This is a genomic window from Sinobaca sp. H24, from assembly GCF_023845525.1.
This window is the reverse complement of sequence record NZ_JALBWT010000043.1, coordinates 1-23,019: the sequence shown is the minus strand read 5'-3', so window position 1 is coordinate 23,019 and position 23,019 is coordinate 1. Positions and strand designations below refer to the sequence as shown.

23 protein-coding genes and 5 pseudogenes are annotated in these 23,019 nt (G+C 44.1%); 10 read left to right on the top strand and 18 right to left on the bottom strand.

What is annotated here, in order from left to right; translation table 11 throughout:
* Positions 1 to 10: 10 nt before the first annotated feature.
* Entirely contained in the window at positions 11 to 175 is a 165-nt protein-coding gene (locus MMY81_RS29325) for a hypothetical protein (protein ID WP_252315610.1), read from the bottom strand.
* Positions 176 to 394: 219 nt separating this feature from the next.
* Here MMY81_RS29325 and MMY81_RS29320 point away from each other — a divergent pair, with 219 nt between their 5' ends.
* A complete protein-coding gene (locus MMY81_RS29320) occupies positions 395 to 2,161 on the top strand; it encodes a bifunctional diguanylate cyclase/phosphodiesterase (protein WP_252315609.1) in 1,767 nt (588 codons plus the stop codon).
* Positions 2,162 to 2,351: 190 nt separating this feature from the next.
* A complete protein-coding gene (locus tag MMY81_RS29315) occupies positions 2,352 to 3,065 on the top strand; it encodes a hypothetical protein (protein WP_252315608.1) in 714 nt (237 codons plus the stop codon).
* 46 nt (positions 3,066 to 3,111) lie between these two features.
* Here MMY81_RS29315 and MMY81_RS29310 read toward each other — a convergent pair.
* A pseudogene (locus tag MMY81_RS29310) lies at positions 3,112 to 4,064 on the bottom strand (calcium/sodium antiporter).
* Positions 4,065 to 4,283: 219 nt separating this feature from the next.
* Between MMY81_RS29310 and MMY81_RS29305 the strand changes: the two are divergent.
* Positions 4,284 to 4,556, top strand: coding sequence for a hypothetical protein (locus tag MMY81_RS29305; protein WP_252315607.1), 273 nt, complete (start codon positions 4,284 to 4,286; stop codon positions 4,554 to 4,556).
* Between the two features lie 283 nt (positions 4,557 to 4,839).
* Entirely contained in the window at positions 4,840 to 5,004 is a 165-nt protein-coding gene (locus tag MMY81_RS29300) for a hypothetical protein (RefSeq protein ID WP_252315606.1), read from the top strand.
* A 275-nt stretch (positions 5,005 to 5,279) separates the two neighbouring features.
* Here MMY81_RS29300 and MMY81_RS29295 read toward each other — a convergent pair whose 3' ends face one another.
* The 8 genes and pseudogenes from MMY81_RS29295 to MMY81_RS29260 form a co-directional block, all read right to left on the bottom strand.
* Positions 5,280 to 5,648, bottom strand: coding sequence for a universal stress protein (locus MMY81_RS29295; RefSeq protein ID WP_252315605.1), 369 nt, complete (start codon positions 5,646 to 5,648; stop codon positions 5,280 to 5,282).
* Positions 5,621 to 6,166, bottom strand: a complete 546-nt coding sequence (locus tag MMY81_RS29290) for a universal stress protein (protein ID WP_252315604.1) — start codon at positions 6,164 to 6,166, stop codon at positions 5,621 to 5,623. Before MMY81_RS29290 ends, MMY81_RS29295 begins: the two co-directional genes overlap by 28 nt.
* 219 nt (positions 6,167 to 6,385) lie before the next feature.
* Positions 6,386 to 7,337, bottom strand: a pseudogene (locus tag MMY81_RS29285) (ribose-phosphate diphosphokinase).
* A 125-nt stretch (positions 7,338 to 7,462) separates the two neighbouring features.
* Positions 7,463 to 9,275, bottom strand: a pseudogene (locus MMY81_RS29280) (UbiD family decarboxylase).
* A gap of 173 nt (positions 9,276 to 9,448) precedes the next feature.
* The gene (locus MMY81_RS29275; protein WP_252315603.1) at positions 9,449 to 9,871 is read right to left on the bottom strand and encodes a universal stress protein; all 423 of its coding nucleotides are present in this window, start codon (positions 9,869 to 9,871) and stop codon (positions 9,449 to 9,451) included.
* Positions 9,872 to 9,949: 78 nt separating this feature from the next.
* Positions 9,950 to 10,210 carry a universal stress protein gene (locus MMY81_RS29270; RefSeq protein ID WP_252315602.1) on the bottom strand — a complete coding sequence of 87 codons (261 nt, stop codon included), beginning with the start codon at positions 10,208 to 10,210 and terminating at the stop codon, positions 9,950 to 9,952.
* Positions 10,211 to 10,218: 8 nt separating this feature from the next.
* A complete protein-coding gene (locus MMY81_RS29265; protein ID WP_252315601.1) occupies positions 10,219 to 10,560 on the bottom strand; it encodes a universal stress protein in 342 nt (113 codons plus the stop codon).
* A 455-nt stretch (positions 10,561 to 11,015) separates the two neighbouring features.
* Positions 11,016 to 11,153 carry a hypothetical protein gene (locus tag MMY81_RS29260; protein WP_252315600.1) on the bottom strand — a complete coding sequence of 46 codons (138 nt, stop codon included), beginning with the start codon at positions 11,151 to 11,153 and terminating at the stop codon, positions 11,016 to 11,018.
* A gap of 114 nt (positions 11,154 to 11,267) precedes the next feature.
* Between MMY81_RS29260 and MMY81_RS29255 the strand changes: the two genes are divergently transcribed.
* On the top strand, positions 11,268 to 11,606 hold the full coding sequence (locus MMY81_RS29255; RefSeq protein WP_252315630.1) for a CapA family protein: 339 nt from the start codon (positions 11,268 to 11,270) through the stop codon (positions 11,604 to 11,606).
* A gap of 13 nt (positions 11,607 to 11,619) precedes the next feature.
* Positions 11,620 to 12,102 carry a CapA family protein gene (locus MMY81_RS29250; RefSeq protein WP_252315629.1) on the top strand — a complete coding sequence of 161 codons (483 nt, stop codon included), beginning with the start codon at positions 11,620 to 11,622 and terminating at the stop codon, positions 12,100 to 12,102.
* Here MMY81_RS29250 and MMY81_RS29245 read toward each other — a convergent pair.
* A pseudogene (locus MMY81_RS29245) lies at positions 12,049 to 12,520 on the bottom strand (universal stress protein). The gene MMY81_RS29250 and the pseudogene MMY81_RS29245 overlap by 54 nt on opposite strands.
* Before the next feature lie 324 nt (positions 12,521 to 12,844).
* On the opposite strand from MMY81_RS29245, the gene MMY81_RS29240 reads away from it, so the two are divergent.
* Positions 12,845 to 13,144 carry a general stress protein gene (locus tag MMY81_RS29240; protein ID WP_252315599.1) on the top strand — a complete coding sequence of 100 codons (300 nt, stop codon included), beginning with the start codon at positions 12,845 to 12,847 and terminating at the stop codon, positions 13,142 to 13,144.
* Between the two features lie 149 nt (positions 13,145 to 13,293).
* A complete protein-coding gene (locus MMY81_RS29235; RefSeq protein WP_252315598.1) occupies positions 13,294 to 13,545 on the top strand; it encodes a YsnF/AvaK domain-containing protein in 252 nt (83 codons plus the stop codon).
* 229 nt (positions 13,546 to 13,774) lie between these two features.
* On the opposite strand, the pseudogene MMY81_RS29230 reads toward MMY81_RS29235, so the two are convergent.
* Positions 13,775 to 14,424 (bottom strand): annotated as a pseudogene (locus tag MMY81_RS29230) (Glu/Leu/Phe/Val family dehydrogenase).
* Between the two features lie 62 nt (positions 14,425 to 14,486).
* Positions 14,487 to 15,026 (bottom strand): Glu/Leu/Phe/Val family dehydrogenase, encoded by a 540-nt coding sequence (locus MMY81_RS29220; protein ID WP_252315595.1) that lies wholly within the window; start codon positions 15,024 to 15,026, stop codon positions 14,487 to 14,489.
* Positions 15,027 to 15,529: 503 nt separating this feature from the next.
* Between MMY81_RS29220 and MMY81_RS29215 the strand changes: the two genes are divergently transcribed.
* Positions 15,530 to 15,670, top strand: a complete 141-nt coding sequence (locus MMY81_RS29215) for a hypothetical protein (RefSeq protein ID WP_252315594.1) — start codon at positions 15,530 to 15,532, stop codon at positions 15,668 to 15,670.
* Positions 15,671 to 15,673: 3 nt separating this feature from the next.
* On the opposite strand, the gene MMY81_RS29210 is transcribed toward MMY81_RS29215, so the two are convergent.
* Positions 15,674 to 16,546 carry a Cof-type HAD-IIB family hydrolase gene (locus tag MMY81_RS29210; protein WP_252315593.1) on the bottom strand — a complete coding sequence of 291 codons (873 nt, stop codon included), beginning with the start codon at positions 16,544 to 16,546 and terminating at the stop codon, positions 15,674 to 15,676.
* Between the two features lie 206 nt (positions 16,547 to 16,752).
* On the opposite strand from MMY81_RS29210, the gene MMY81_RS29205 reads away from it, so the two are divergent.
* Entirely contained in the window at positions 16,753 to 18,564 is a 1,812-nt protein-coding gene (locus MMY81_RS29205) for an alkaline phosphatase D family protein (protein WP_252315592.1), read from the top strand.
* 108 nt (positions 18,565 to 18,672) lie between these two features.
* On the opposite strand, the gene MMY81_RS29200 is transcribed toward MMY81_RS29205, so the two are convergent.
* The 4 genes from MMY81_RS29200 to MMY81_RS29185 form a co-directional block, all read right to left on the bottom strand.
* Positions 18,673 to 19,170 (bottom strand): P-loop nucleotide/nucleoside kinase family protein, encoded by a 498-nt coding sequence (locus tag MMY81_RS29200; protein ID WP_252315591.1) that lies wholly within the window; start codon positions 19,168 to 19,170, stop codon positions 18,673 to 18,675.
* Between the two features lie 21 nt (positions 19,171 to 19,191).
* Positions 19,192 to 21,156 (bottom strand): DUF2157 domain-containing protein, encoded by a 1,965-nt coding sequence (locus MMY81_RS29195; RefSeq protein ID WP_252315590.1) that lies wholly within the window; start codon positions 21,154 to 21,156, stop codon positions 19,192 to 19,194.
* Positions 21,157 to 21,580: 424 nt separating this feature from the next.
* On the bottom strand, positions 21,581 to 22,753 hold the full coding sequence (locus MMY81_RS29190) for an MFS transporter (RefSeq protein ID WP_252315589.1): 1,173 nt from the start codon (positions 22,751 to 22,753) through the stop codon (positions 21,581 to 21,583).
* Between the two features lie 62 nt (positions 22,754 to 22,815).
* Positions 22,816 to 23,019, bottom strand: a 204-nt coding sequence (locus MMY81_RS29185; RefSeq protein ID WP_252315588.1) for a hypothetical protein, incomplete at its 5' end; no start/stop codon positions are given.

Below are 23,019 nucleotides of genomic sequence, written 5' to 3'. Positions count from 1 at the left end.
TCATTATTAGTTATGAATCTTCGGCGCCTGCTGTTTTATCTTTCGGACGCTTTTTCTTTATGTCAATGATACGTCCGCCGGCAAAGCCTTCGTTGATCATGCGGTCAATTTCAAGCTCGTATTCTTTTATTTCATCACGAATGGTACCCTTTTTTTCTTTTTCAGGAGCAGTCATCTTTGCCACCTCCCTTCTAAAAAGTCAGGTTACCTCTTAATAAAGCAGGAATATTCTCTTAATACTATTATATCACGATTAACCAATTATAATCTTTATTTGACTTTTTATTAAGTTCACTGTGATAGAATAAGAGTAACTATACGAATAAGTTATGTTGCCTATTCCATATGATTTAAGGTAAGGGGTACCGGTAATAAAGCGTTTAAAGGAGAAAGAATGATGCAGTTCACCGAAATTAATTATACGGAAAAGCTTGACCATATCGTTTCGGAAGCGATTGATTACTTGAGCACTTCCCTGCAGTCAAACACGGTCTTTTTTTCTACTTCCAACGGAACCGTTAATACAATACGTCGTGTGTTCAACCGAAGATACAAACTGCTTAAAGAAGGAGAAACACGGAACTATCGTTATGAGTTCTGCCGGGTGGTAACGGAGAGCGGAGAAAACCCGCTGGTTATTAATGATCTAAGCCTTCACCCGCTTACAAAAGAACATGTGATCACTAACTTTATAGGTACTGGTTCTTTAATAGGCGTTCCAATTTTTACTGATGAGAACGAGATGATTGGAAGTCTCTGCGTATTCGATCTGGACGCGTATCGGTTCACAGAAGAAGACGTCCGGCTTATGAAAATGCTGGGATATATTATTAATCAAAGTCTCACGCTCGAAGGAGCTTTAATTAAAGACCCCCTGACTGGGCTTTATAACCGTTCCTATATTTTTAATTACTTTCCCACGCGCAGCATGGACCATCCCCGGACAGCTGTGCTTTATCTTGATTTTGACTATTTCAAACAGATTAATGATATATATGGTCATGCGGCCGGTGACCGGGCACTGCAAACAATAAGCGGCTGCCTAAGATCTTATTTCCCTGCTCAAAGCACGATAGCCCGAATTGGCGGAGATGAATTTGTTGTACTGCTTCCGCAGGAAAAAGAGATACTGACAGAAGACTATATCCGCAGCATTTTTCAGCTTATTTATAAAGAATGTCACAACGGTGGACTCGTGATCAACGGAGATAAGATTTTTTTTACACTCAGCGCCGGTGTTAGTATGTATCCTGAAGACGGAAGTGACATGGGAGAACTTCTTAACAAAGCGGATCTGGCTATGTATGATGCTAAGAATAAAGGAAAAAACCGGGTTGAATTTTATAATCAGGAGATTCTTGGGACGTATACACGTAGCTTTTATATGAAAAATGAATTGAAACAGGCAGTAGAGCAAAGGCAGTTTCATCTACTGTTCCAGCCGCAGGTACAACTGGATACAAACCGTTTAATTGGTGCTGAAGCGCTGTTAAGATGGAAACACCCTCAATTAGGTGATGTGCCTCCTTCTGAATTTATCTCGATTGCCGAAAAAGCGGGCCTTATGGAAGACATCGGCTGGTGGGTGCTGAAAGAAAGCTTTCGTATCGCCGGAGAATGGATTAAAGGAGAAAAAGATAATTTCCAGTTAGCTGTAAACATCTCTCCCCAGCAGTTCGAAAATAAACAGATGGCCGAAGACATTATTAAGCTTCTCCGGTACTATGATGTGCCGCCGGAACAATTGATCATCGAAATAACAGAAAGTATGATTATCCGCCAGGAAAAGCAGTCACTTGACTTGCTTCACACATTAAAAAAAGAAGGCATTCGGATCGCGCTTGATGACTTTGGCACCGGCTACTCCTCCCTCTCCTATTTGGCTTCTTTCCCCGTCGATATGATTAAAATTGATAAATCATTAACGATGAACCTGGACGTGGCATCAAACAGAAAAATCATTGAGGCTATTATTAGTCTGGCGGAATCGTTGGATATTATTCCATTAGCAGAAGGCATTGAAACAAAGAAACAGCTCGCCTTTTTAACAGAACATGCTTGTGTTTACGGTCAGGGCTATTATTTCGGAAGACCGGCGGCATCTAAAGCATTTGCTGCTGAATTTCTGCACAAAAACAGCGGATATGACCCTGTTATATAAAAGTTATATTCTACCAAAATACCGTCGCACAACCTGAATACAGGGTGGTGCACTTTTTTTGACGTTTTCGGAAATAGTCTGCTTGCTTTACAGAGGTTTATGCTATATTTAGTGAGCTGAAAGAATGAGAAACGACGGTTTGTGTATCCGTCAGCAGCCAGACTAAATTCAAGGGAGAAAGAATCTGCTTATGATTACGATCGATTCAATTATTATTGGTATAGGGTTTTTACTCATTCAATTGTTTGCCAATCAGGTGATTTCCAAAACAAAGCTATCAACTTCGCGTTGGCTCTCTCTGTGCGGTGGTGTCGCTATTGCTTACGTCTTTGTATATATTCTTCCTACTCTTCATGATGAGCAAAACAAATTGGGGGGCGACGCTCCACTTGGATCGGAGCTATATGTACTGGGTCTGATCGGCCTGCTGGTTTATTTCACAATTTATAAATTAGCCGATTACCGAAAAGAAGAAACCCATGGTGCCACCCGTTTTTACTTTGTTGAAGCGGGATTTTTTGCTCTATACACTTTTATGGTTACTTACATTGTCGTATCATCCGACGTGAAAACATTAGAGGCTATGTTCTACGGTACCGCGATTGGTCTTCATTTTATCGGTATCTCCTATAACCTCTGGCTTGAAAATAAACATTTACACCTTCACTATGGACGCTTTATCCTGGGTGCCGCTACGATTGCCGGCTGTACAGCAGGAATGTTAGGTCCTTCCACCGGATTGTATGTAGATTCAATGATTGCTTTTACATCCGGTGCGATGATTTTTAATGTGATTAGTAAAGAAATGCCTTCAGAGAAGCATACCCACCTGTACATTTTTCTCGGTGCTGCTGTTATTTATGCTGCTGCTATTACCGCCCTCAGCTCACTATTAAGCTGGTAAAGGAAAAACACCCCAGTCTCTCCCTCATGAGAGCGGACTGGGGTGTTTAGTTGCGTAAAATGATGTAGATCATGTATAAAATATAAAAAACTGCCAGCGTCAACCCTTCCCGGCGTCCAATCGTAAAGCTTGTTCTGGAGAATATAAGAAGAACAACGGTCAGTACAATCATTAATATGACGTCAAAAAACACTTTGCTGTCTACTGCTAATGGAGATATGGCAGAAGCGGCGCCAAGAACAAATAAGATATTAAAAATGTTACTGCCTACGATATTGCCGATCGCAATACCACCTTCTTTTTTAATCGCTGCGGTGATTGATGTAATAAGCTCCGGCAGTGAGGTGCCAATCGCCACAATCGTCAGGCCGACGAGGGTGCTGCTCATTCCAAAGGAAAGCGCAATGTCTGTTGCACTCCCAACGACCAGGTCTCCACCGAAGATAATAGCGGCCAAACCGATAATCGTCAGAAATATATATTTCCCCCATACCTTCTGTATTGTTTGTTCTTCCGGGACCTGACTGCTGCGGTCTCTTCTGGCCACTTCGAATATATAGTATAAAAAAACGGCAAAAAATAATATAAAACAAATCCGTCACTTCGTGTAATAATGTTCACATTTACTGTCTGGAGAGCCATATCACTCATTAGAATCAATAAGGCAGCACCTGCAAGCAGGGTAAATGGAATCTCTTTACGAATGGTTTCTGATTCCACCTTCAAAGGTGCAATCAGAGCGGTCAGGCCGATAATAAACGTTATATTAAAAATATTGCTCCCTACTACGTTACCAAGGGCAACGCCGGCATTATCTTCCAGCGCTGCAGTAATACTAACTGTTGCTTCCGGCGAACTTGTCCCAAATGCCACAATGGTCAAGCCGACGAGCAGCGGGCTCACCTGCAGGTTTGACGCTATACGGGACGCGCCTTTCACAAAAAAATCAGCACCTTTAATAAGTAAAGCAAATCCGAGCAGAAGTAGTACGTACGTCACTGGGCATTCCCTCATTCTATCTTATTTGCATGCTTTTCTTTTTTATTAGAAAAGCTCTGCTTTCTTCTATACCTTTTGAGTGACAGACCGAAACGCCCTGGTCCCGTCTATTTGCTGATTCAGCTGTATAGTAAATTCAATGACTTGAAAATAATGAACACAACCCCTATCATAAAAATAGTTTATACTTCACCACTATAGGAAAGGGTGTGCTCCCTTATGTTATTTGCAGCAACACTTTCGGAATCACAACTCAGCAAACTCAAAAAAGCACTTGGTCTGGAACACCACCATGTACCTGTTCAGAATTTTTATTACGGATCCGCTGCTGATGAAGACTGGCAGGACTTAATGCGAAAAGGCTTCGCTCACCAGGAAGATCCTCACTATCCCTCTAAAGAAAATATGACTATCTACTATGTATCATTTGAAGCAATTCTGCCGATAAGCGGGCAGGAGATGTCACCCGAGGAATACTATTATTTGAAGTAAAAGCAGGCCGGGCTGAGAAAGCCCAGTCTGCTTTTCGTTAATTCCATGTTTACATACTGCATAATTCGGAAATGGCTAGAATAGAACACATTAGAAGGGTGAGATATATGAGTTTACAAGTAATAATAAGCAAAAAAATGAAAAAATTGAGGTTCGTTCTGTAGAAGGACAACAGGACATTTATGATATTGCAGGCAACGATGCAATTACGCTTGAAATGATCCCGGAGCTTGATATTTATGCTCTTGCTTCAGAGGGACAGTATGAAGAAGCAGATTATAAGATGACATCCAAAGATTTTGGAGATCTTACGAATAAATATTCTCTAAAAGGCACTGCTGTACTATTGGCTTTAGATACGAAAGGCAACTATAGTTCTTTAACCGATATGCAGGTAGAAGCCGTTCGTCAACTGCAGGAAGAGCAGGGCGGTTTAATCAATAAATAAAGAAGAATGCGCTCCTGAAAAGGAGCGCTTTTTTTTGCTTTAACAAGCTGTTTTCTGCATGGAGTCAGAATATTTCACTTCTTCAGTCCAATCGACTGTTTTTTCTATTCTTTTTTTGGCGCTGAGGCTCCGCTGCTTTATCTACATAATCTCTGATAGTCGCCCTTCTCTTACTATTACATTTATTATTTTAACATGTATTTATACCTGAAAACTGCTTACTTAATGTAAAAATATGTACAAGGGAAACGGCAGTATTCCCCCTGTTCATTTACTTACTGGTGATTACGGATAATTAACACGTCACATGCAGCGCGTCTTGCAATGCCCTCAGATACGCTTCCGAGAAAAAATCGTTCGGTGCTGCTCAATCCCGAGGCCCCGACAATGATAAGATCCACGTTGTATTTGTGAGCCGTATCTTTAGGAAGAATGAGTTTAGGAGAACCGGCCTGCAGAGACAACTTCAACTTGTCTTCCTCCATTCCTTCTTCTTTTGCCATTCGACTGTACTCCTCAATAAGCTTTTCCCCATTTTCTCTGAATGTTTCCAGAATATGCTCACGGTATTGATCAGCAGTCGAAACCATTGGTGTATGCATGGCATGGGCTATTACTAAGGTGGCACCGGAATCCTTTGCCATCGCAATTCCTTTTTAAAGGCATCAAGCCCGGTATCTGAACCATCAACCGGGATCATAATGGTTTCGTATTTTTTTTCGGGATCGTTACGAACAATCAGCACATCACATGACGCATGCCTTGCGATACCTCCTGAAACACTGCCAACAATAAATTTTTCAAACGTCCCGGCTCCTGATGCACCTGAAACGATTAAGTCTGCCTCATATTCCGGTGCGATTTCTTTAGGAATTTTGGATTTTGGCATCCCCTGCTGCATAGATACAGTAACGCTTACAACCCCGGCCTTCTCCGCGGCTTCCTTGCTTTCATCCAGAATGTTCTGGCCTTTTTCTTCTGCTGCCGGCAGCATATAAGGAGAATACAGCTGCATTCGGCTGTAGTTTCGATAGTCCACTACATGAGTTATAACCAGCCGGCTGTTATTGGTTTTGGCCAGTTCAATACTTCTGCTTAAAGCATAATAAGATTCTTCCGATCCATCTACCGCAGTCAAAATAGTATTATATCGAGTGCTCATCGCTTTTCCCACTTTCTTTTGTGGATTTATTATATTTAGTATATACCAGTTTTTCGAAAAGCAACGTGACCTGCATCACACTGGGCTGATAAGTTTAATTTTGGAGGTTTTGTTCTTTAATTACGCTTTTATTTTTAATATTAAAATTTGGTACGTGAAATTATTGTGATTTCTTTATAAAAGCCGCAGACATTTTCTCTTCTTCTGCGGCTTTTACTATTAGCGTTTAAAAAGCTTATCTACTGATTGTCTATTGTGTACACGACTAATTGCTTCTGCAAATAATGGTGCAGCAGATAGCACTTTCATATTTCGTCCTTGTTTCGCTTCAGGAATATCGATCGTGTCCGTAACGACCATTTCTTCAATCGGCGCATCTTCAATCAGCTTCACCGCATCACCTGAAAGTACAGCATGCGTGCAGCAGGCATAAATTGTTTTCGTGCCGCTGTCTTTAAGCGCCTGGGCAGCAGATGCCATCGTTTTCCCGGTATCTATTAAATCATCAATAATAAGCGCATTCTTACCTGCCGTGTCTCCAATAATGTTTACAATCTCTGACTGACGAGCCCCTGTCTGCCTTTTATCAATAAAGGCAATAGGCATACCGAGTATATCAGCCAACTCCCGGGCGGCTTTTACTCCACCGTTGTTTGGAGCGACAATTACTCCATTTTCTATCTGCTTTTCAGCGAAATATTTGGATAGAATCGGCATACCAAGAAGATGGTCAACCGCAATATCGAAAAATCCCTGAATCTGCGGAGCGTGCAGGTCCATCGTGATGACACGCGTTGCTCCTGCCGCCTGCAGCAAATTGGCGATCAGCTTTGCTGTAATCGGCTCCCTGGAACGAGCTTTGCGGTCCTGTCTGGAATAGCCGAAATATGGAATAACCAAGTTGATCCGTTTCGCAGAAGCTCTTTTCAATGCGTCAATCATAATCAAGAGCTCCATTAAATGGTCACTGCTTGGGTGGGCAATGGACTGAACCACATATATTTCCCCACCGCGTACGCTCTCTTCCACGTTCACTTTAATTTCCCCATCACTGAAGCGCTGAACGTTGCTTCCTCCGAGCTCACTTCCTAATGCTGGACAATATCTTAGTAAGCGGCTCATTTGAGCTCAGCGTAAACATCTTAAATCTGTCATTAACTGTAAACGTCATGTAAGTGATACCCCTCTCTGTAATCTGCTGGGGTTATTGCCTTTAGTAAGAAAATAACCGGCCCCGGTTTTCGGGTGTCTCCCAATCTGCGCTTTCTATTTTATCACTTTTTAAGGTGATGTGGCTTAAACTTCCCCATCTTTAAATAAGCGGTCAACATGCTGTTCCACTTCCGGATCTGCAAGAAGCGGCGGCGCATGGTGAGGCTTAATCCTTGCATCGATAATCATGTTATCGCAGCCCCAGTGTTTATGATCATAAAAGCTGTTCACCCCATGTATATCGTGGGATGGATTGCTTCTGGTAAATACAGCCCACATAAAATTGGACACCGTTTCACTAATAAAAGTGCTGTCATCACAGAGGATAATAATCGGGCACTCCGGCATATCTCCATTTTTCAACAAGCTATCACTTAATGCGGCAGTTTCTTTTTCCGCGTCTTCATACGTGGTGAAACCAGGTCCTTCCACTGCTGTCATTCCCGGCATAACCAATCGGCATTACGGAAGTTTTCCAGCTGCTCAAAGTGAGAGGGAACGGTTTGGCACAGGTCTCTTCTCTTATCTCCATAAGCGGCTATTACGACTTTGCTTCCGCTGTTTAAACCAGTCCCGGAGTAATCGAGCGTATCAATCGTTGTATTTGTGTAAAAGTGCAGATCCCGGTGCAGATCCAATCTCTCCATAATATACGTTAAAAACTCCACTTCTTTATGGGTATCCAGCGTCTGTTCCTGTTCCGCTGTGATAAAAAGAAATTTTGCCAGACTTACGTGTCCCGTGCCTAAAATACGGTTGGCAATCGTCAGCAGCTCGGCCGGACGCTGAACGTCCTGAAATGGCGTATAGCGTTCGCTTCCGATTGCAAACAAAAGCGGGTGGACGCCTGCCGCATCTACAGCATTTACTTCTTTCACGCCGGGAATTTCCTCTTTCAGCGCATCTCCAGTTAGTTTATGAATCAGGTCACCGAACGCCGTATCCTCCTGCGGAGGCCGTCCGACAACCGTCAGCGGCCATATTGCCTGCTGTTTAGCATACACTTTATGCACACGCATCATCGGAAATTCATGCACGAGGCTGTAGTATCCCAGATGGTCGCCAAATGGCCCTTCCGGTTTTGTCTCCTGCGGATGCAGCTCGCCGGTAATGACAAAGTCCGCATCAAGGCTGATGCAGTATCCATCTGCGTACGTATAACGGAAGCGCCGTCCCGCCAGAAGGCCGGCAAATGTCATTTCACTTAGTCCTTCCGGGAGCGGCATAACAGCAGAAAGCGTATGGGAAGGCGGGCCTCCTACAAAAATGCTCACTTTCAGCGGCTTGCCGAGCCGATTGGCCTTTTCCTGATGAACGCCGATACCCCGGTGAATCTGATAATGCATTCCGATTTCTTTATTCAATTCAAAATCGTTTCCATCCAGCTGTACCCGGTACATACCCAGATTGCTGTTCATAATTCCCGGCTTTCCGGATCTTCTGAATAAACCTGGGGCAGCGTAATAAAAGCTCCTCCATCATCCGGCCAGTGTTTAATCAGCGGCAGATCTTCAATGCTTATTTCATCAAAGCCTTCTATCTCTTTTTCCCGCTTTTTCGAAGGGAGCGCTTTAGATCCTGCCACTCCAGAGCTGAAATTTTTAATAGGCTGTTTCAGTGCCGCTATCGGATTGCTGCGCAAAGCTATTAAACGCTGGGTTGTTTCCAGCGTATTTCGGAAAATAAATTCACTTCTTTCCAGGTCCCCGAATAAATTCGAAACGGCACGGTATTTTGATCCTTTTACATTTTCAAATAAAAGAGCCGGCCCTCCTGCCGCATTTACCCGCATATGTATAGAAGCAAGCTCCAGGTCGGGATCTACTTCTTCTGTGATTCGAATAAGGCGCCCGTGCTTTTCTAAATCGTTAATACAGTCTTCTAAAGTTGGATACATAAGTCACGCCTCCTCATAGTATGGTTATTTCCGATTATACCTGTCTTGCCGGGCACTGTCTCCGATTTAGCCGGGAAAGCATGCTTTGTTCAATGATTTGTCATATAAAAAAGCGGCCGGCACTATGTGCGCCGGCCGCCTGATATATTCCTAGCGTTCCTGTGAACGTACAATCAATACATCGCAACTAGCTCTTCTCGATATCTGTTCAGAGACGCTCCCAGTACGAACCGTTCCACTGCTCCCATACCGACTGCGCCTACAATGATTAAATCTACATGATATTTTTTAACAATACTTTTTGGTATTAAAGATTTTGGAGATCCATGCTCCAAAATCGTTGTTATTTTAAGATTTGTTTCTTTTTCGGCTTCCGCTTTGAATTCATCAAGAATATTCTGAGAATATTCATCAAGTCCCTTTACGAAATCAGTGCTGTAATGCTCGATACCTGCATAGGATGTGGTATCTACAACATGACAGATCAGCAATTCCGCTTCATCACGTTCCGCCAGCTGCATAGCCTTCTGAAAAGCTGCTTTTGATTCATTTGATCCATCTACTGCTGCGAGAATACGTTTGTACATCTGCGTCATTTTGCTTCCCCCTGTTCTGTTCTGCTTCATTTTGATATGGCTGTCTTACGATAAGCACATCACAACCAGATCTTCTCGTTATGCCCTCTGACACACTGCCAAGGAAAATCGTTCCCTGCTGCTTAGTCCTGACGCACCCGATACGATAAGGTCAGCGTGGTGTCTTGGTGCAACGCTGCGGGGAATCACCATTTTTGGCGCCCCGTGTTCTACTTCCACCCTGACAGGGGAAATTCCTTCGCTTTCTGCTTCCTGCTTGTAATCTGTGAGCATTTTCCAGCCGGCATCTTCCATCGCCTGCAATGCTTCTTTGCTATTTTTCGTGACGTTGGAAAGCATTCTTTTATTTATTCATGAGCGATGGTTAATTCCGCTTTTTCCGATTTAGCGAGAGGCAGTGTTTTTTTAAACGCGCGATGTGCCGATTCAGATCCGTCCACGGCAAGCAGAATCGATACGTATGGATAACCATCCGCTTTTTTTCTAACAATTAATACATCACTGGTTGCGTGTTTTACGATACCTGCAGAAACGCTGCCGATAACAAACTTCTCTACCGTGCCCGCTCCGGAAGCTCCTGCGACGATCAGATCCACCTGTTTTGTGGTCGCTATCTCTTTTGGAATAAGCACTTTAGGATTTCCTCGGTCCAGTACCGTTTCAATATTTGTGAGGCCGGCATCCTTCATATCGTTTTCCAGGTCCGGAGCAGCTCCTTCCCCCGTTCCTCCGCTTCTTTAAAGAAATCGACGGGAAACGTCTGCACTCCGGCATAGGCTGCTTCATCCACCACGTGCGTAATAATGAGCCTGGCATTATTATTTGCTTTAGCAATTTCACTTGCTTTCTGGAGTGCGTTTTCCCCTCTGTGGAATCATCCACCGCTACTAGTATCCGTTCATATGCTGCTTTCATCGTATACCCTCCTGTTAATTAAATTTAATCGATTTCACCCCTGCATGTCAGTCGTTCCATAGAATAGTCACAGGTACTATAGCACAGGCGATTAGACTTTTCTTCCACTATACTGACAACAAACCATTTTTTCACCACAAGTGAAATTCACTTATTACATACATTTACAACGAAGGAGACATACTATTGAAATATTTATTATCCTTTATCGGAACCGGCCTTCTATTGATTACAGGCGGCTGCGGCGGTAATACATCTGATTCATCCACCAGGAAGCGCCATCTATACCAGCCGGAAAAACAGCAGAAGCACTCGAGCCTATACCAGCTGCAGAACCATTCACGATTGCCTTTGCAGGCGATACCATGTTTGACTGGGACCTGCGCCCGGTACTCGACGAATACGGCTACGATTATCCATTCGAGCACGTACATAATGAATTTAAAAGGCGGATTACAGCGTAGTAAATTTAGAAAGCACCATCACCGAACGAGAAACAAAAACAGACAGCCAGCTGTTCTGGATAAAAAGCAATATCGAAGCGCTCGATGCGTTAAAATCAGCGCATGTCGACATGGTGAATATCGGTAATAATCATATGATGGACTATGGAGAAAAAGGACTCCTCGATACCATAGAGGCGTTGGAAGCAAAAGAAATGGCATTCATAGGAGCCGGACGATCTGATGACGAAGCATACAAAGCAGAAGTAGTGGATATTAATGGCCAGAAAGTAGCTTTTTTATCGTTCACCCCGTTTTTTTCCCGACTTCAGCTGGGCGGCACAGCCCGGACGTCCAGGTGTAACAAATGGATATGATCTTGATTTTGTTATTGAAACAATCCAGGCCCATGAACAATCCGTGGAGGCCGATCATCTTGTGGTGAATTTTCACTGGGGAGTGGAAAAAACGAATACCCCGGCTGCGTACCAGCATGAATACGTAGAGCGTATTGTAGACGAAACGGGTACAGACGCTATAGTTGGTGCACACCCGCACTGGCTGCAGGGGTTTGAGTTTTATGAAGGCGTCCCTGTCGCCTATTCCCTAGGAAATTTCCTTTTTCCCGACTACGTGAGCGGCCATTCTGCGAAACCGGCGTTCTTCACTGACCTTTCAGAGGAGGATATTGATCTTTCGTTCGCTCCTTATCACCTTACCAACAATCAAATTGTTCCTTTGCAGGGAAAGAGAAACAAAAAATGTTTCAATACCTTGAAGACATTTCCATCAATGCAGAAATTGATGAATACGGACATGTTACGGAGTCATAGCCAGGGCTTCTGCGTGTCCTTTCTTTTTGCGTACAATTAATACGTCACATGTGGCTCTTCTAACAATATGCTCTGAGACACTTCCAAGAATTAGTCTTTCCACAGCTCCGTGCCTGCCGCACCGGCAATAATTAAATCCGCTTTATATTTTGGAGCGGCGGATTTAGGAATTTTAACCCGCGGAGAGCCGAACTCGAGACTGGTTTCGACATTCGTCAGCCCTGCCTCCAATGCCTGAGTTTTGTATTCTGCCAGTAATGTTTTGGCATACTTTTCAAATCCTGCAAAAATAGCCGGACTGTATTCAATTCCTGTGTAAGACCTCTCATCTACTACCGTGCAGATAATAAGCTGCGCCTTCTCTTTACCGGCAATGCTTATCGCCTTCCGAAACGCATAATACCCCTCCTCTGACCCGTCGCTACTGCTGCGAGAATCGTGCGGTACATCGTACTCATATACTGCCCCCCTTTTTTATCTACAGGACTGATGTTCTCCCTTTATTATAATTGGTTTTGCGATTTTGCATTGTGATGTAAATCACTCGTTCAGTCAGGTCATGTATGTAAAACATAAAAACGGCAATTCTTTCCTATTATTATTTTGTTTTAAAAACAGAGCAAATACAGGACTATTGGTTCAACTATCAGGGATACAGGTTTGATAACGGGCTGTAAGGGCAATTTAGTACTATAACCATCGTTTATAACGTTAAAGGATAAAAGGAACAAGCACTACATTACGAGGAGGCAGTAAGATGACAGCATCAATACAAGGCATTTATGAAAACAAGCCAGCAGGCAGCCGAGGCCATTGCAGCGTTGAAGCAGGAAGGTGTTCTGTCCGATAATATTTCCATTGTCCTAAATGATGAAAAAGAAGGCAGCTTTATCGCCAGAGAAACCGGAGTGCAGGCGAACGTAGAAGAAAAACATTCCAAAGAAAATAAAAGCTTTGTTGACAGCATAAAAGATGTCTTTAAGGGCGGATCTTCTGATGTCGATTCCAATACACACACGAGCTCCACGCTTCAGCAGCTGGGGCTGTCTAAAGAAGATGCCGATTCCATGTATCTGCAGTAGAAAAAGGGACAAATTATCGTCCTCACCCATTCAAACGATACAGCACCTGCAGATGAGCAGGAGTTCCGCCGCCAGGCAATGAATATACAACAGCCGCACCAGATAAAAGCCCCGCTGCGCCTGCTGATGAATCCACCGAGGAACGGGTAATGCCGCTGCGGGAAGAAAAGCTGGATGTAACGAAGAAAAAAGTCGACAAGGGCGAAGTCGGCGTATCAAAAGAGATTGTGGAAGAAGAACAAACGATCTCTGTGCCGGTACAACGGGAAGAAGCCTTCATTGAAAGGCGTGCGGTAGACAGCACCGAAAAAGACGCGCCCGGCGATATCGGGGAGGATAACGAGGAAATACACATGCGTCTGACAGATGAGGAAGTCGAAGTGAAAAAACATCAGTTGTGACCGATGAAATTGTAATAGGCAAACGAAAAATTCAGGAAACAGAAAAAGAAACGGAGAAGGTCAAACGTGAGGAAGCCTATATTGATGGAGAAGGCTATACCGAAGAAATAGTGACCCCGCTCTGCACCCTCTGCAGAATAAAAAGGAAATACCAAATAAATCGTCTGACATCATTTAGTATGAAGATAGATAAAGCCCTTCTCTTTTTAGAGAAAGGGCTTTTGTCTGTTTATGACAGATATCCTCTGTATTCCAATGCTTGTTCCAGCTTCTGCAGTGCAAAAATCATGGCGCCGTTTCGATAGGTTGTATCGTAGTGAGCGGCCGCAGCTTCTGTGTTTTCATACGCTTCTAAAATAAATGTCTTCATGCGCTCGTTTATCTCGTCTTCTTCCCAATAATAATTCATATGATTCTGCACCGATTCCAAGTATGACACGACTACTCCGCCTGCGTTGACCAGAATGTCCGGATACACATGCTGATCATTTTCTTTCAGCATGTGATCAGCTTCCGGCGTGGTTGGGCCGTTCGCCAGCTCCATAACATGAGCAGCTTTGATCCGGGAAGCATTACTTTTTGTAATAACGCCTTCCATTGCAGCAGGAATGAGAATGTCTGTTTCCACGTACAGGACGTCTTCACTGCTGTTCAATAGGTATTCTTCTCCGTATTCCTGGAGGCTGCGTTTTCTTTAGCCTTCTGTGCTTTAGGAATATCCAGTCCTTCTTTGTCATACAGCGCTGTTTTGGAATCACTTACGCCTACAACTTTAAAGCCCTGATCAAACAGCAGTCTTGCCGCAATCTGGCCACCATTGCCAAATCCTTGTATGGCGACGCGGGTCTCTTCTGCGGACTGTTTCTTTTTTTCAAGCATCTGTTCAATCACGTAGACAGCACCCTGCGCCGTAGCTGCTCCTCTTGCTTTGGAACCGCCGACTAAAGGAGGTTTTCCTGTAATAACTCCCGCTTCATGCCTGCCTGCAAACGTGAGTAGGTATCCATCATGATTCCCATCGTCTTAGGATCCGTATAAACGTCAGGAGCCGGAACATCCCGTCCCGGTCCGAATAAATCAGAGAACGCTTCCACATAGCCTCTGCTGACCTGTCTGAGCTCACGGTCGCTTAGAATGGACGGATCACAGGCTACTCCCCCTTTTGCGCCGCCGTGCGGAATCTGCACGAGTGCACATTTGAATGTCATCCATGTGCCGAGAGCCTGTGATTCTTCTAAAGACATGGATGGATGAAATCGTATGCCTCCTTTAAACGGACCAAGCAGGTCATTATGCTGTGTCCGGTACCCTTTAAAAAGCTGCATATGCCCGTCATCCATTTCAACAGGAAAGGATACTTCTACTTTTCGTTTAGGGTGTGACAGCAGCGTCTGCACACTGCTTTTTAGTTTCATCGTTTTGGAAGCTTCATTGATTTGTTCGAACACGACATCCAGTGGCCCCTGTTCTTTTTCAGTCATCGTCCAACTCTCCTTATTTCCTTCATGCCCTATCTGTTTCTTTTCTGACAAAAGGTAATTGTATGGTAAAAACTTACTCTTTTCTTACCACTTTTTACGAAAGGAATAACCTATCTGCCGGATGGTTATTCCTTTTTCTCCAGACGAGTAATCTTCCAGTAAATTGGGATAATTATTATAATCAAGATCAAGCAGTATAAATACGCTTCCCACAGGGAATCCGAAGTAATGTTAATAAACGGCATGATAACGAAAATAAGCAGAACCAGAAATATCCCCTGAAATATAAGCAGTGGTTTGCTGAAACGGCTGACATTATTGCAGAAGGTACACTTGAATTCCCATGGCTTAACAGCCAGGCTGCGCCATCTTGGCTTCCACATAGATATGCTGCTTTGACAATAAGGACACGTTAAATGAAGAATGCGATCACCTGCTTTTTGCTTTTTCTGTACATTTTTATATGGTATGCTTTTATTATCCAATTATTAGGAGGTATTCGAATGCGTGAAGATGAAAAGGCAGTGCTTATGAAACGAAAACAAAGACGCAGCAGAAAAGCAGGAGCTGCTCTGGGATTTGCATATGATGTTCTTACGCTTATTCCACGCGCGGCAGCCGGCACTTTTAAATCACTTCTATAAACTTTATGCTTTATAGTCCGCCTTGTCTGAAAGAAAGGTTTTCTGCAGGTAGGCGGCCACTCCGTCTTCGTCGCAGGTGAACTCCGTTACGTCATCTGTGATCGCTTTAATATCATCAGGTGCATTCTGCATAGCTACCGCGTGATGAACGTATTCGAACATCGGCAGGTCGTTATGGCTGTCTCCAACTGCCAGGGTATCTTCACGTGTGAGGTTATACCTTTCCACCATTTCTTTAATACCGCTTGCTTTATTGATGCCGTCTGACATAACTTCCACATTATGCGAGGAAGAAGTCGACGTCGTAAAGCTCGTATGTTCTTTTAAGCGCTCCAGCTCTTCTTTCCATTCATCTATATGCTTTGTCGTTCTGGAAAAAAAGTAAAATTTCGAATAGCCGGCCTGCTCCGGAAGTGTTTCTGTCCAGACAATATCCTGACGGACTGCCTGCTTTCTCGAGATCCATTCATTTATTTCCACTTCTTCGGGCTTCGGGTCTTCTACCGCTTTCTCTATAAACTCCCGGTCCTCTGCCATCATGATGCGCGGGGCGTTATACGGAAACAGCTCATAGTACACCTGTTTTTGCCTGGCGCCTGCAATAATGGTCTCAACAAGCTCTACCGGCAGGGAATGCTCGAACATCACTTCCTCATTGATGTGTCCTTCCATCCCATTGGATGCAACAATACCATCCACTTCAAAGCCATCCGGTACGAGCGACTTCACCTCCATTGCCGATCTCCCCGTTGCTATGAATACATAAAGCCCCTGATTTCGCAGCTGATCAATGACCTCTTTAATCTTCAGGCTTACATTATTTTGACTGTCCAGGACAGTGCCATCCATATCCAGAAAAATTGCTTTTGTTTTCATTTGTTTTCCACTCCCGTTGTATTCTTTATCGTGGGTATTTTTCCACCCGTACAGTATACCAAATCATTAGTCTGCTGCCTGCTTCTATTCCCTTCAGGCCAATTACCCTAACATAAAACTAGAATGATGGGTGTTCCTAGAGTCCTTCCGCCATCTGTAGTACACTCTTTAATAGACCAATGAGAATTTTAAAAGGAGCGTTCTGCGTGAATGAATATAACAGCTATATGTTTAAAAAAGGCCACCCCTTTTCTACTTACTTTCTGGAAGGCACCATTTTTCCAATAACCGATCCATTTCCTTCAATGTTTTCTGAAGCCGGCTCTTCTGAGAAGGTGTTTCCTCAATCCGTGGTTTCCGGCGATCCCACCTCCAGCGGTATGATTCTCTGGACGAGAGTCAACCCTTCTTTTATAAAAGGCGCTTCAAATGAAAAAATAGATAGAAACGCTTCCCTCTGGCAGACTGAACCTTCATCTCTTACCACTGCTGCGGAAGAAGATTTATTTGTGCTGCTTGAAGTAGCAGAGTCTAAGGACTTTTCATCCCCGGTTCTCCGGGCGCTGGCTCCGGTCTGGAAAGAGCATGATTATGTCGCCCGGATAGATACGGATACCTTTCTCAAAGCAAACCGCACCTATTACTACCGTTTTATTACAAAAAGCGGTTACACCAGTCCCATTGGGCGCTGCCAGACGCTGCCTGAAAAAGACGAGGCGGTAAAGCAGGTTTCTATCGGACACGTTTCCTGCCAGGACTACACGAACGGACACTTTACAGCATTTACCCATTTGGCGGCAGAAGACATCGCTTTTTTTGTTCATTTGGGGGACTACGTATATGAAGTAACAGGAAATGCCGATTATCAGGCTACGGAAAATTTCAGAGAAGTAGATCTGCCCAGCGGCAGTCCTACCGCCTACACACTGGAAGATTACCGGCAGCTTTATAAAACGTACCGCACTGATTTTCACCTCCAGCGCCTTCATGAACGCCATGCGATGGTGGCGGTCTGGGATGATCATGAGTATGCAAATGACACTTTTTATCCAGGTGTAGCACCAGACGATGATCCCGATCCCAATATGGCACGGCGTTCTTCAGCGAACCAGGCCTGGTTTGAACACATTCCCTGCCGCTTTACGTATCAAAAAGAAAATGATTCGGAAAGCACACTTGCGATATACCGGCACATTGAAATTGGCAGCCTCGCCGCTATTTATATGATGGATGAACGATTATACCGGGACTCTTTTCCATGTGGAAACGATCCGGCTGACCGCTACTTTACAGAGGGATGTAGAGAAAGAGAAAGCAGCGGACGCTCGATGCTCGGTACCCCGCAGCGTGACTGGCTGATCAATAAGCTCACTACGTCGAAAAGCAGATGGAATATTTGGGGTAACCAGGTGCAGATCACGCAGCTTAAATTTCTCGGGCGCTTTATTAATCTTGACTCCTGGGACGGGTTTCCTTACGAGCGGAATACGATTGCCCGGGCGATTGCTAAGCATCCAGTGCCTAACTTTATTGCACTGACCGGTGATTTCCATACGTTTGAAGCGTCGCATATCCAGGAGCACTACCGGAATGGGAAAAGCAAAGCGATCGGCGTCGAATTTATGGCCGGCCCAATCAGCTCCAATCATCTGATTGAAACCACCAAGAACTATGCCGATCATCTATTGGAACGTGTACCGCTCCCTATTAAACAAACGGCCGATGCAGTGGAATCCTACGTCCCTTCTGTGATCAAGGAAGGAATCAAACTTCCGGTAACCCGTTTGTTTACGGAATTTCAAAATATCATTAAAACAGCAAACCCATGGATAGAACTGTTTGACAGCACATCGCACGGCTATGCTGTTCTTACCCTTACGGAAACAAAAGCAGACTGGAAAGCCTACGCGGTAGAATCCATCAAAGAATTGGAGTCCCCAAAATCACTTCTTCTTCACTGCGAAGTACTCGATGGAGAATCTATGATCCGAGTGTTAAAGAAAAACAGTTATTTTTAAAAATAGAACATAAGAAAAGGAGCTGTCTTTTAAGGACAGTTCCTTTTCTGTGTTTATAGAGTGCGCCGGCTGGCTGGAATTTACTGCAGCATTATATTAGTTTACCTGTTATTCACTCCCACTACACTCTACAATATTTAAACCCTCAGATGCTTCCGGTGCTTCGAAAAAATTAGTAACATGAATAAACACCGCTTCCGTGTCAAAAGCTGCTCTTTCAGGCTGTTCGTTCCTCCTTTGCGCAATGTGACGCAGGCACTGCTCGTTCGGTATATTAAGAAACATCAGCTGATGATCCGCATGGACATCTAACGCCATCTCCAAAAACCACTTTCGCTGCTTTTGTGTATTAGCTGGAAAATCCATTACCACATTTGTACCGACATTTAATATATTTTGGACATGTTTTTTCACTAACGGCTTAATCTGTAATGAAAATTTCAGATAATCCTCAAATCCTTCAATTTGATTCGGATAAAGTGAGGAGAGCCATTCATCCTCAGACAACCATACCGCTTGTTTATCCAAGGCTAGTTGTTTTGATTTCGTTGATTTTCCTGCTCCCATTTTTCCACAGAAAAAGTACAGCGTCCCCGATTGTTTCATCTCTTTCCACCTCCTGCATATTTACTGGCGGTACCGCACATCCTCAATCACCGCCACACCGTCCGTTCCTATCCGCAGAAGCACGTGGCTGATTTCTCCTTCAGGTGCTGGATACGAATCGATTCCGAATTCTGTACCGTTCCAGGCATTGACTCTGCCGCGAAGAGAAGGAGATCCCGCTTCTTCTTTATCTGCCTTGATATCCAATAGTCGATAACTGGCATTTTCTGTTTCCTCCAATCGGGCGTAAACATAACTCCCTGCTGGAAAATTCTCCTCGTACGTTCCGTCATAAATATTTATATACGCTTGATTTCCTGCATCTTTATACCCCGGCCCGTAGTCATCTACCTCCAGCCAAATCGTTTCCCCGCTGCTTAATACCGCTTCCCTTTGAACCGCTGGAATCAGCAGGATTACTATAGTAAGCACTACCGCGGCGGCTGCCATTTTTCCGGTACGCAGGGGAGCTTCTTCTAAACGAAGCTGCTTTTTCTTCTCCAACGTATAGGCAGTTAGAAGAAATCCAGTGCCAAGGAGAAAAAGAGTAAAAGCCAGGTGGACATGCTCCCATAAGAGATCAATATACTGAGTAAAAAGAAAAATGAACCAGAGTACGGCAGTGATCGCGAGAGCGCTTCTATCTTTCTGCCGCACCTGGAGATAAAGCAGACCGGTAAGCAGCAAAAAGTAGCCAGCCAAATAGCTCCAGTAGAGCGGTCCTGCATTTGTTACTGTATAAGGAAGCTGAAACAAAAGCAGTATAGTAAAAAGATATCCTAATAAATAAAGAATTCGATTCGATAAAGGACGATATCCAACTGCTGCTATAACTATATTTAATCCGGCAGCCGTCCAAATCACAGCCTCCATGTTCTCAAATAATAAATACAGCCAGGTAACGAAAGCTGTATTGGCTAGAGTATATACAACGATTCGGTAAAAAGAATTTCCTCCGCGCATCCAGATGAATCCTGTTGCCACTATAAGAGGAAGCATCTGCCAGGCAGCGGCGTCAAAGCTTAAAACCATAAGTTGAATCATACCGAAAAATACAATGGACTGAGAAAGAAAAGCATCAAGCTCTTTTCTCAAAAGCACAAAGCCGAACACAAACACAATAGTAATAAACAGAATCGAAGGAAGCTCCCCCCATAAAATCAGGCCAAAAAATCCGCTGTAAGCGCCTGCCGCTGTTAATGCTCCCACAAGCGTCACTGAATGCAGAAGAAATAATTTAGATTGCATTCCCCGTCCGCGTTTTGAGAAAGAAGTAATGAGTTTTACACTTGCATATACCGCACCGGCAGCAAATAAAAAAATAAGAACAAAAACGAATTCACTGTATATATCCATCATAGTAATGAACAGAAACTGAAATACATAGAAACCTGCAAATACTATCGTTATTTTCAGCGCAGCAGGTTTATGACGTACTGCATAAAAGGAAGCTGCCAGTATGACAAGATAGGCTGTACCTGCCAACACCTCCACATCCGGAAGCACATATCTCAAAGCTCCATAGAAAGGGAAAACATGTATTGCGGTAAACCAGGCAAGCTGCAGTAAAGTATCCTTCCCTTTTTTTATGCTCCACCAGTAGATACAAGCGTTGATCCCCGATGCTGCCAATAGCCCGATAAGCGTCCCCATATCCGGCCAGCTAAAATAGACAGGAAATATAATCGACCAGAGCAGTGCCTGGAATACAAGAAATCGCAGTACGAGAAGCGGTCGTATTTTCACCTGAAGTGTAACCATCAGTACCGGCAGCAGCCAGAAGAAAAACAGCCACCAGCTTTCTCCCTGAGAATGGTAGATCGTTCCTACGAGAGCAATAGCCGGACCCAGGCAGACAAAACCCGCAAAAAAGCTCAGCCTGGCGATAAAAGGGTAATTCTTCCGGCAGAAATAAGTCAGGAGAAAAAAAAGAAGAGAAAACTGGCTGTCACACCAACCTGCTGGGAACGTCCAAACAGATGCCACCAGCTTTCCATATAAACCACAGCCGCAGTGATAAGTAATGCTATGCCTAAGATATATGTCCAACGTACCATTGCCGCATCTCTCGTCTTCATTACAGACTCCTCTCCGCCCTGTTTCATTTTTAAATTCTATCAAGATAAAACTCACTCTTACGTATGGTTAGTTATGTTTATTATACTTCAATATTCTCCCAATTGGATGATTGTTGAAATGAATATTTTTCACTGGAGATGATCTTTACAAACAAAAAGAGAGAAATGGTCTACTTAGGACCAACTCCTCTCTTTTTGACATTCGTATTTAAATACAGGGATTACGAATCATAATTAATTTGATACTATCTTCATGGCTGACAAACTTTCTGCATGATATTGATAATAGAGTTTTTTATGCCATTCTTAGAGGTCTTGTTTTACGTAGCATTTTACGTTTCATGAAGCTCCACTTCCTTCTTCTGCACCCGCGGCGCCCGATAAACAAGCAGCGCAAATCCCATAGCAACCACAACGAGTGCGCTGCCAGCCCAGGAATTTGCCACGACGGCCGCCTGCTCTACAACGACACCGCCAAGAATTGATCCAAACGCAATGCCAACTTGAAGCGCCGACGTGTTAACGCTCTGCTGGATGTCTGACGTTTCTGGGGCGACTGCGATCAGATAGCTCTGTTGGGCCGGGGCAATCGACCAGCTGAGAATGCCCCAGATGACAACTGCTGTAATAAAAAGAGGCATCGCGTTTGTCGTAAACGGCAGGATGAATAAAATAACCGCAAACGAAGCAATAAATGTGAGCGACATTTTTTTCGCGCCGAACCGGTCGGTCAACCAGCCTCCCACACCTCCACCGGAGACCGCGGCTGCTCCGAAAATAAAGAATATGGCGCTGATCCAGAAAGCGTTCAGTCCCATTGTTTCCTGCATGAATGGGTTAAAATAACCGTACAGCGTATAGTGGCCCGCCAGGACGAGCAGCGTTACACTGTGGATACCTACAATTTTGATGTCCTTGAGTGAACGGATCTGCTGGCCGACTGTGACTACCTGTACCGGCTGCATACGCGGCAGATAGCGAATCATGACCACTCCAATCAGCACTGACAATACGGCGATTAACACAAAAATAATCCGCCAGCCAAACGCTTCACCGATAAGCACACCGAGCGGCACTCCTAACACGAGCGCCGAGCTGACGCCCATTGTTACGACTCCAATGCTGCGGGAGCGGTATTTCGCTTCCACCAGTTTCGGCGCCATCGTAAGCGCGAGCACAATAATGAGCGCTGCGCTGGCAGCCGTTACGAAACGCGCCGCCATCAGCATTGCAAACGTCGGAGCCAGGCTCGCACCAATATTAGCAACAGCAAACACGGCAAGCGCCCACATATATACTTTTTTCCGCTCGATATTGGATGTAAACGATAAAAGCAGCGGTCCCGCTACGGCAAACACGAGGGCAAAAATTGTAATCAGCTGTCCGGCAAGCGCAATAGAGACCGATAGATCCTCCGCGATAATTGGAAGAATACCGCTGACAATTAGTTCGACCATGCCGACGATAAACGCCGACACCGCCAGTAAATAAACATGTGAATTCATCGCACAGTGACCTTCGAAAGAAACCTTCGTCTTTCGTCCCTTTCTCTTCTAAGATTTCCTATCTACTTGATCCATGAATCAATTTCTTTTCTAATCAATGTTTCAACTATATCATGGTCTATATTACCTTTTTTAAAAAGAATGTGCATGGCTATACCATCGACCATTGCATGAGTTCGGGCAATCAATAGTTTTTCATTCACATTTTCCTTCAATACGTTTTCCTTTTTAAACAATTCCATACACTTTTTTATGAGCAGCTCTAT

Excerpts from the sequence above, each read along its gene's own strand:
- MMY81_RS29270 (WP_252315602.1), bottom strand. The coding sequence starts at position 10,210 with ATGCTTTCCAACGTCACGAAAAATAGCAAAGAAGCATTGCAGGCGATG.
- MMY81_RS29275 (WP_252315603.1), bottom strand. The coding sequence starts at position 9,871 with ATGACGCAGATGTACAAACGTATTCTCGCAGCAGTAGATGGATCAAAT.
- MMY81_RS29325 (WP_252315610.1), bottom strand. The coding sequence starts at position 175 with ATGACTGCTCCTGAAAAAGAAAAAAAGGGTACCATTCGTGATGAAATA.
- MMY81_RS29215 (WP_252315594.1), top strand. The coding sequence starts at position 15,530 with ATGCGTGAAGATGAAAAGGCAGTGCTTATGAAACGAAAACAAAGACGC.
- MMY81_RS29190 (WP_252315589.1), bottom strand. The coding sequence starts at position 22,753 with ATGAATTCACATGTTTATTTACTGGCGGTGTCGGCGTTTATCGTCGGC.
- MMY81_RS29265 (WP_252315601.1), bottom strand. The coding sequence starts at position 10,560 with ATGAAGGATGCCGGCCTCACAAATATTGAAACGGTACTGGACCGAGGA.
- MMY81_RS29260 (WP_252315600.1), bottom strand. The coding sequence starts at position 11,153 with ATGGTATCGCCTGCAAAGGCAATCGTGAATGGTTCTGCAGCTGGTATA.
- MMY81_RS29315 (WP_252315608.1), top strand. The coding sequence starts at position 2,352 with ATGATTACGATCGATTCAATTATTATTGGTATAGGGTTTTTACTCATT.
- MMY81_RS29300 (WP_252315606.1), top strand. The coding sequence starts at position 4,840 with ATGACATCCAAAGATTTTGGAGATCTTACGAATAAATATTCTCTAAAA.
- MMY81_RS29235 (WP_252315598.1), top strand. The coding sequence starts at position 13,294 with ATGCCGCTGCGGGAAGAAAAGCTGGATGTAACGAAGAAAAAAGTCGAC.
- MMY81_RS29290 (WP_252315604.1), bottom strand. The coding sequence starts at position 6,166 with ATGAGCACTCGATATAATACTATTTTGACTGCGGTAGATGGATCGGAA.
- MMY81_RS29200 (WP_252315591.1), bottom strand. The coding sequence starts at position 19,170 with ATGAAACAATCGGGGACGCTGTACTTTTTCTGTGGAAAAATGGGAGCA.
- MMY81_RS29220 (WP_252315595.1), bottom strand. The coding sequence starts at position 15,026 with ATGACTGAAAAAGAACAGGGGCCACTGGATGTCGTGTTCGAACAAATC.
- MMY81_RS29305 (WP_252315607.1), top strand. The coding sequence starts at position 4,284 with ATGTTATTTGCAGCAACACTTTCGGAATCACAACTCAGCAAACTCAAA.
- MMY81_RS29295 (WP_252315605.1), bottom strand. The coding sequence starts at position 5,648 with ATGGCAAAGGATTCCGGTGCCACCTTAGTAATAGCCCATGCCATGCAT.
- MMY81_RS29210 (WP_252315593.1), bottom strand. The coding sequence starts at position 16,546 with ATGAAAACAAAAGCAATTTTTCTGGATATGGATGGCACTGTCCTGGAC.
- MMY81_RS29240 (WP_252315599.1), top strand. The coding sequence starts at position 12,845 with ATGAAAACAAGCCAGCAGGCAGCCGAGGCCATTGCAGCGTTGAAGCAG.
- MMY81_RS29320 (WP_252315609.1), top strand. The coding sequence starts at position 395 with ATGATGCAGTTCACCGAAATTAATTATACGGAAAAGCTTGACCATATC.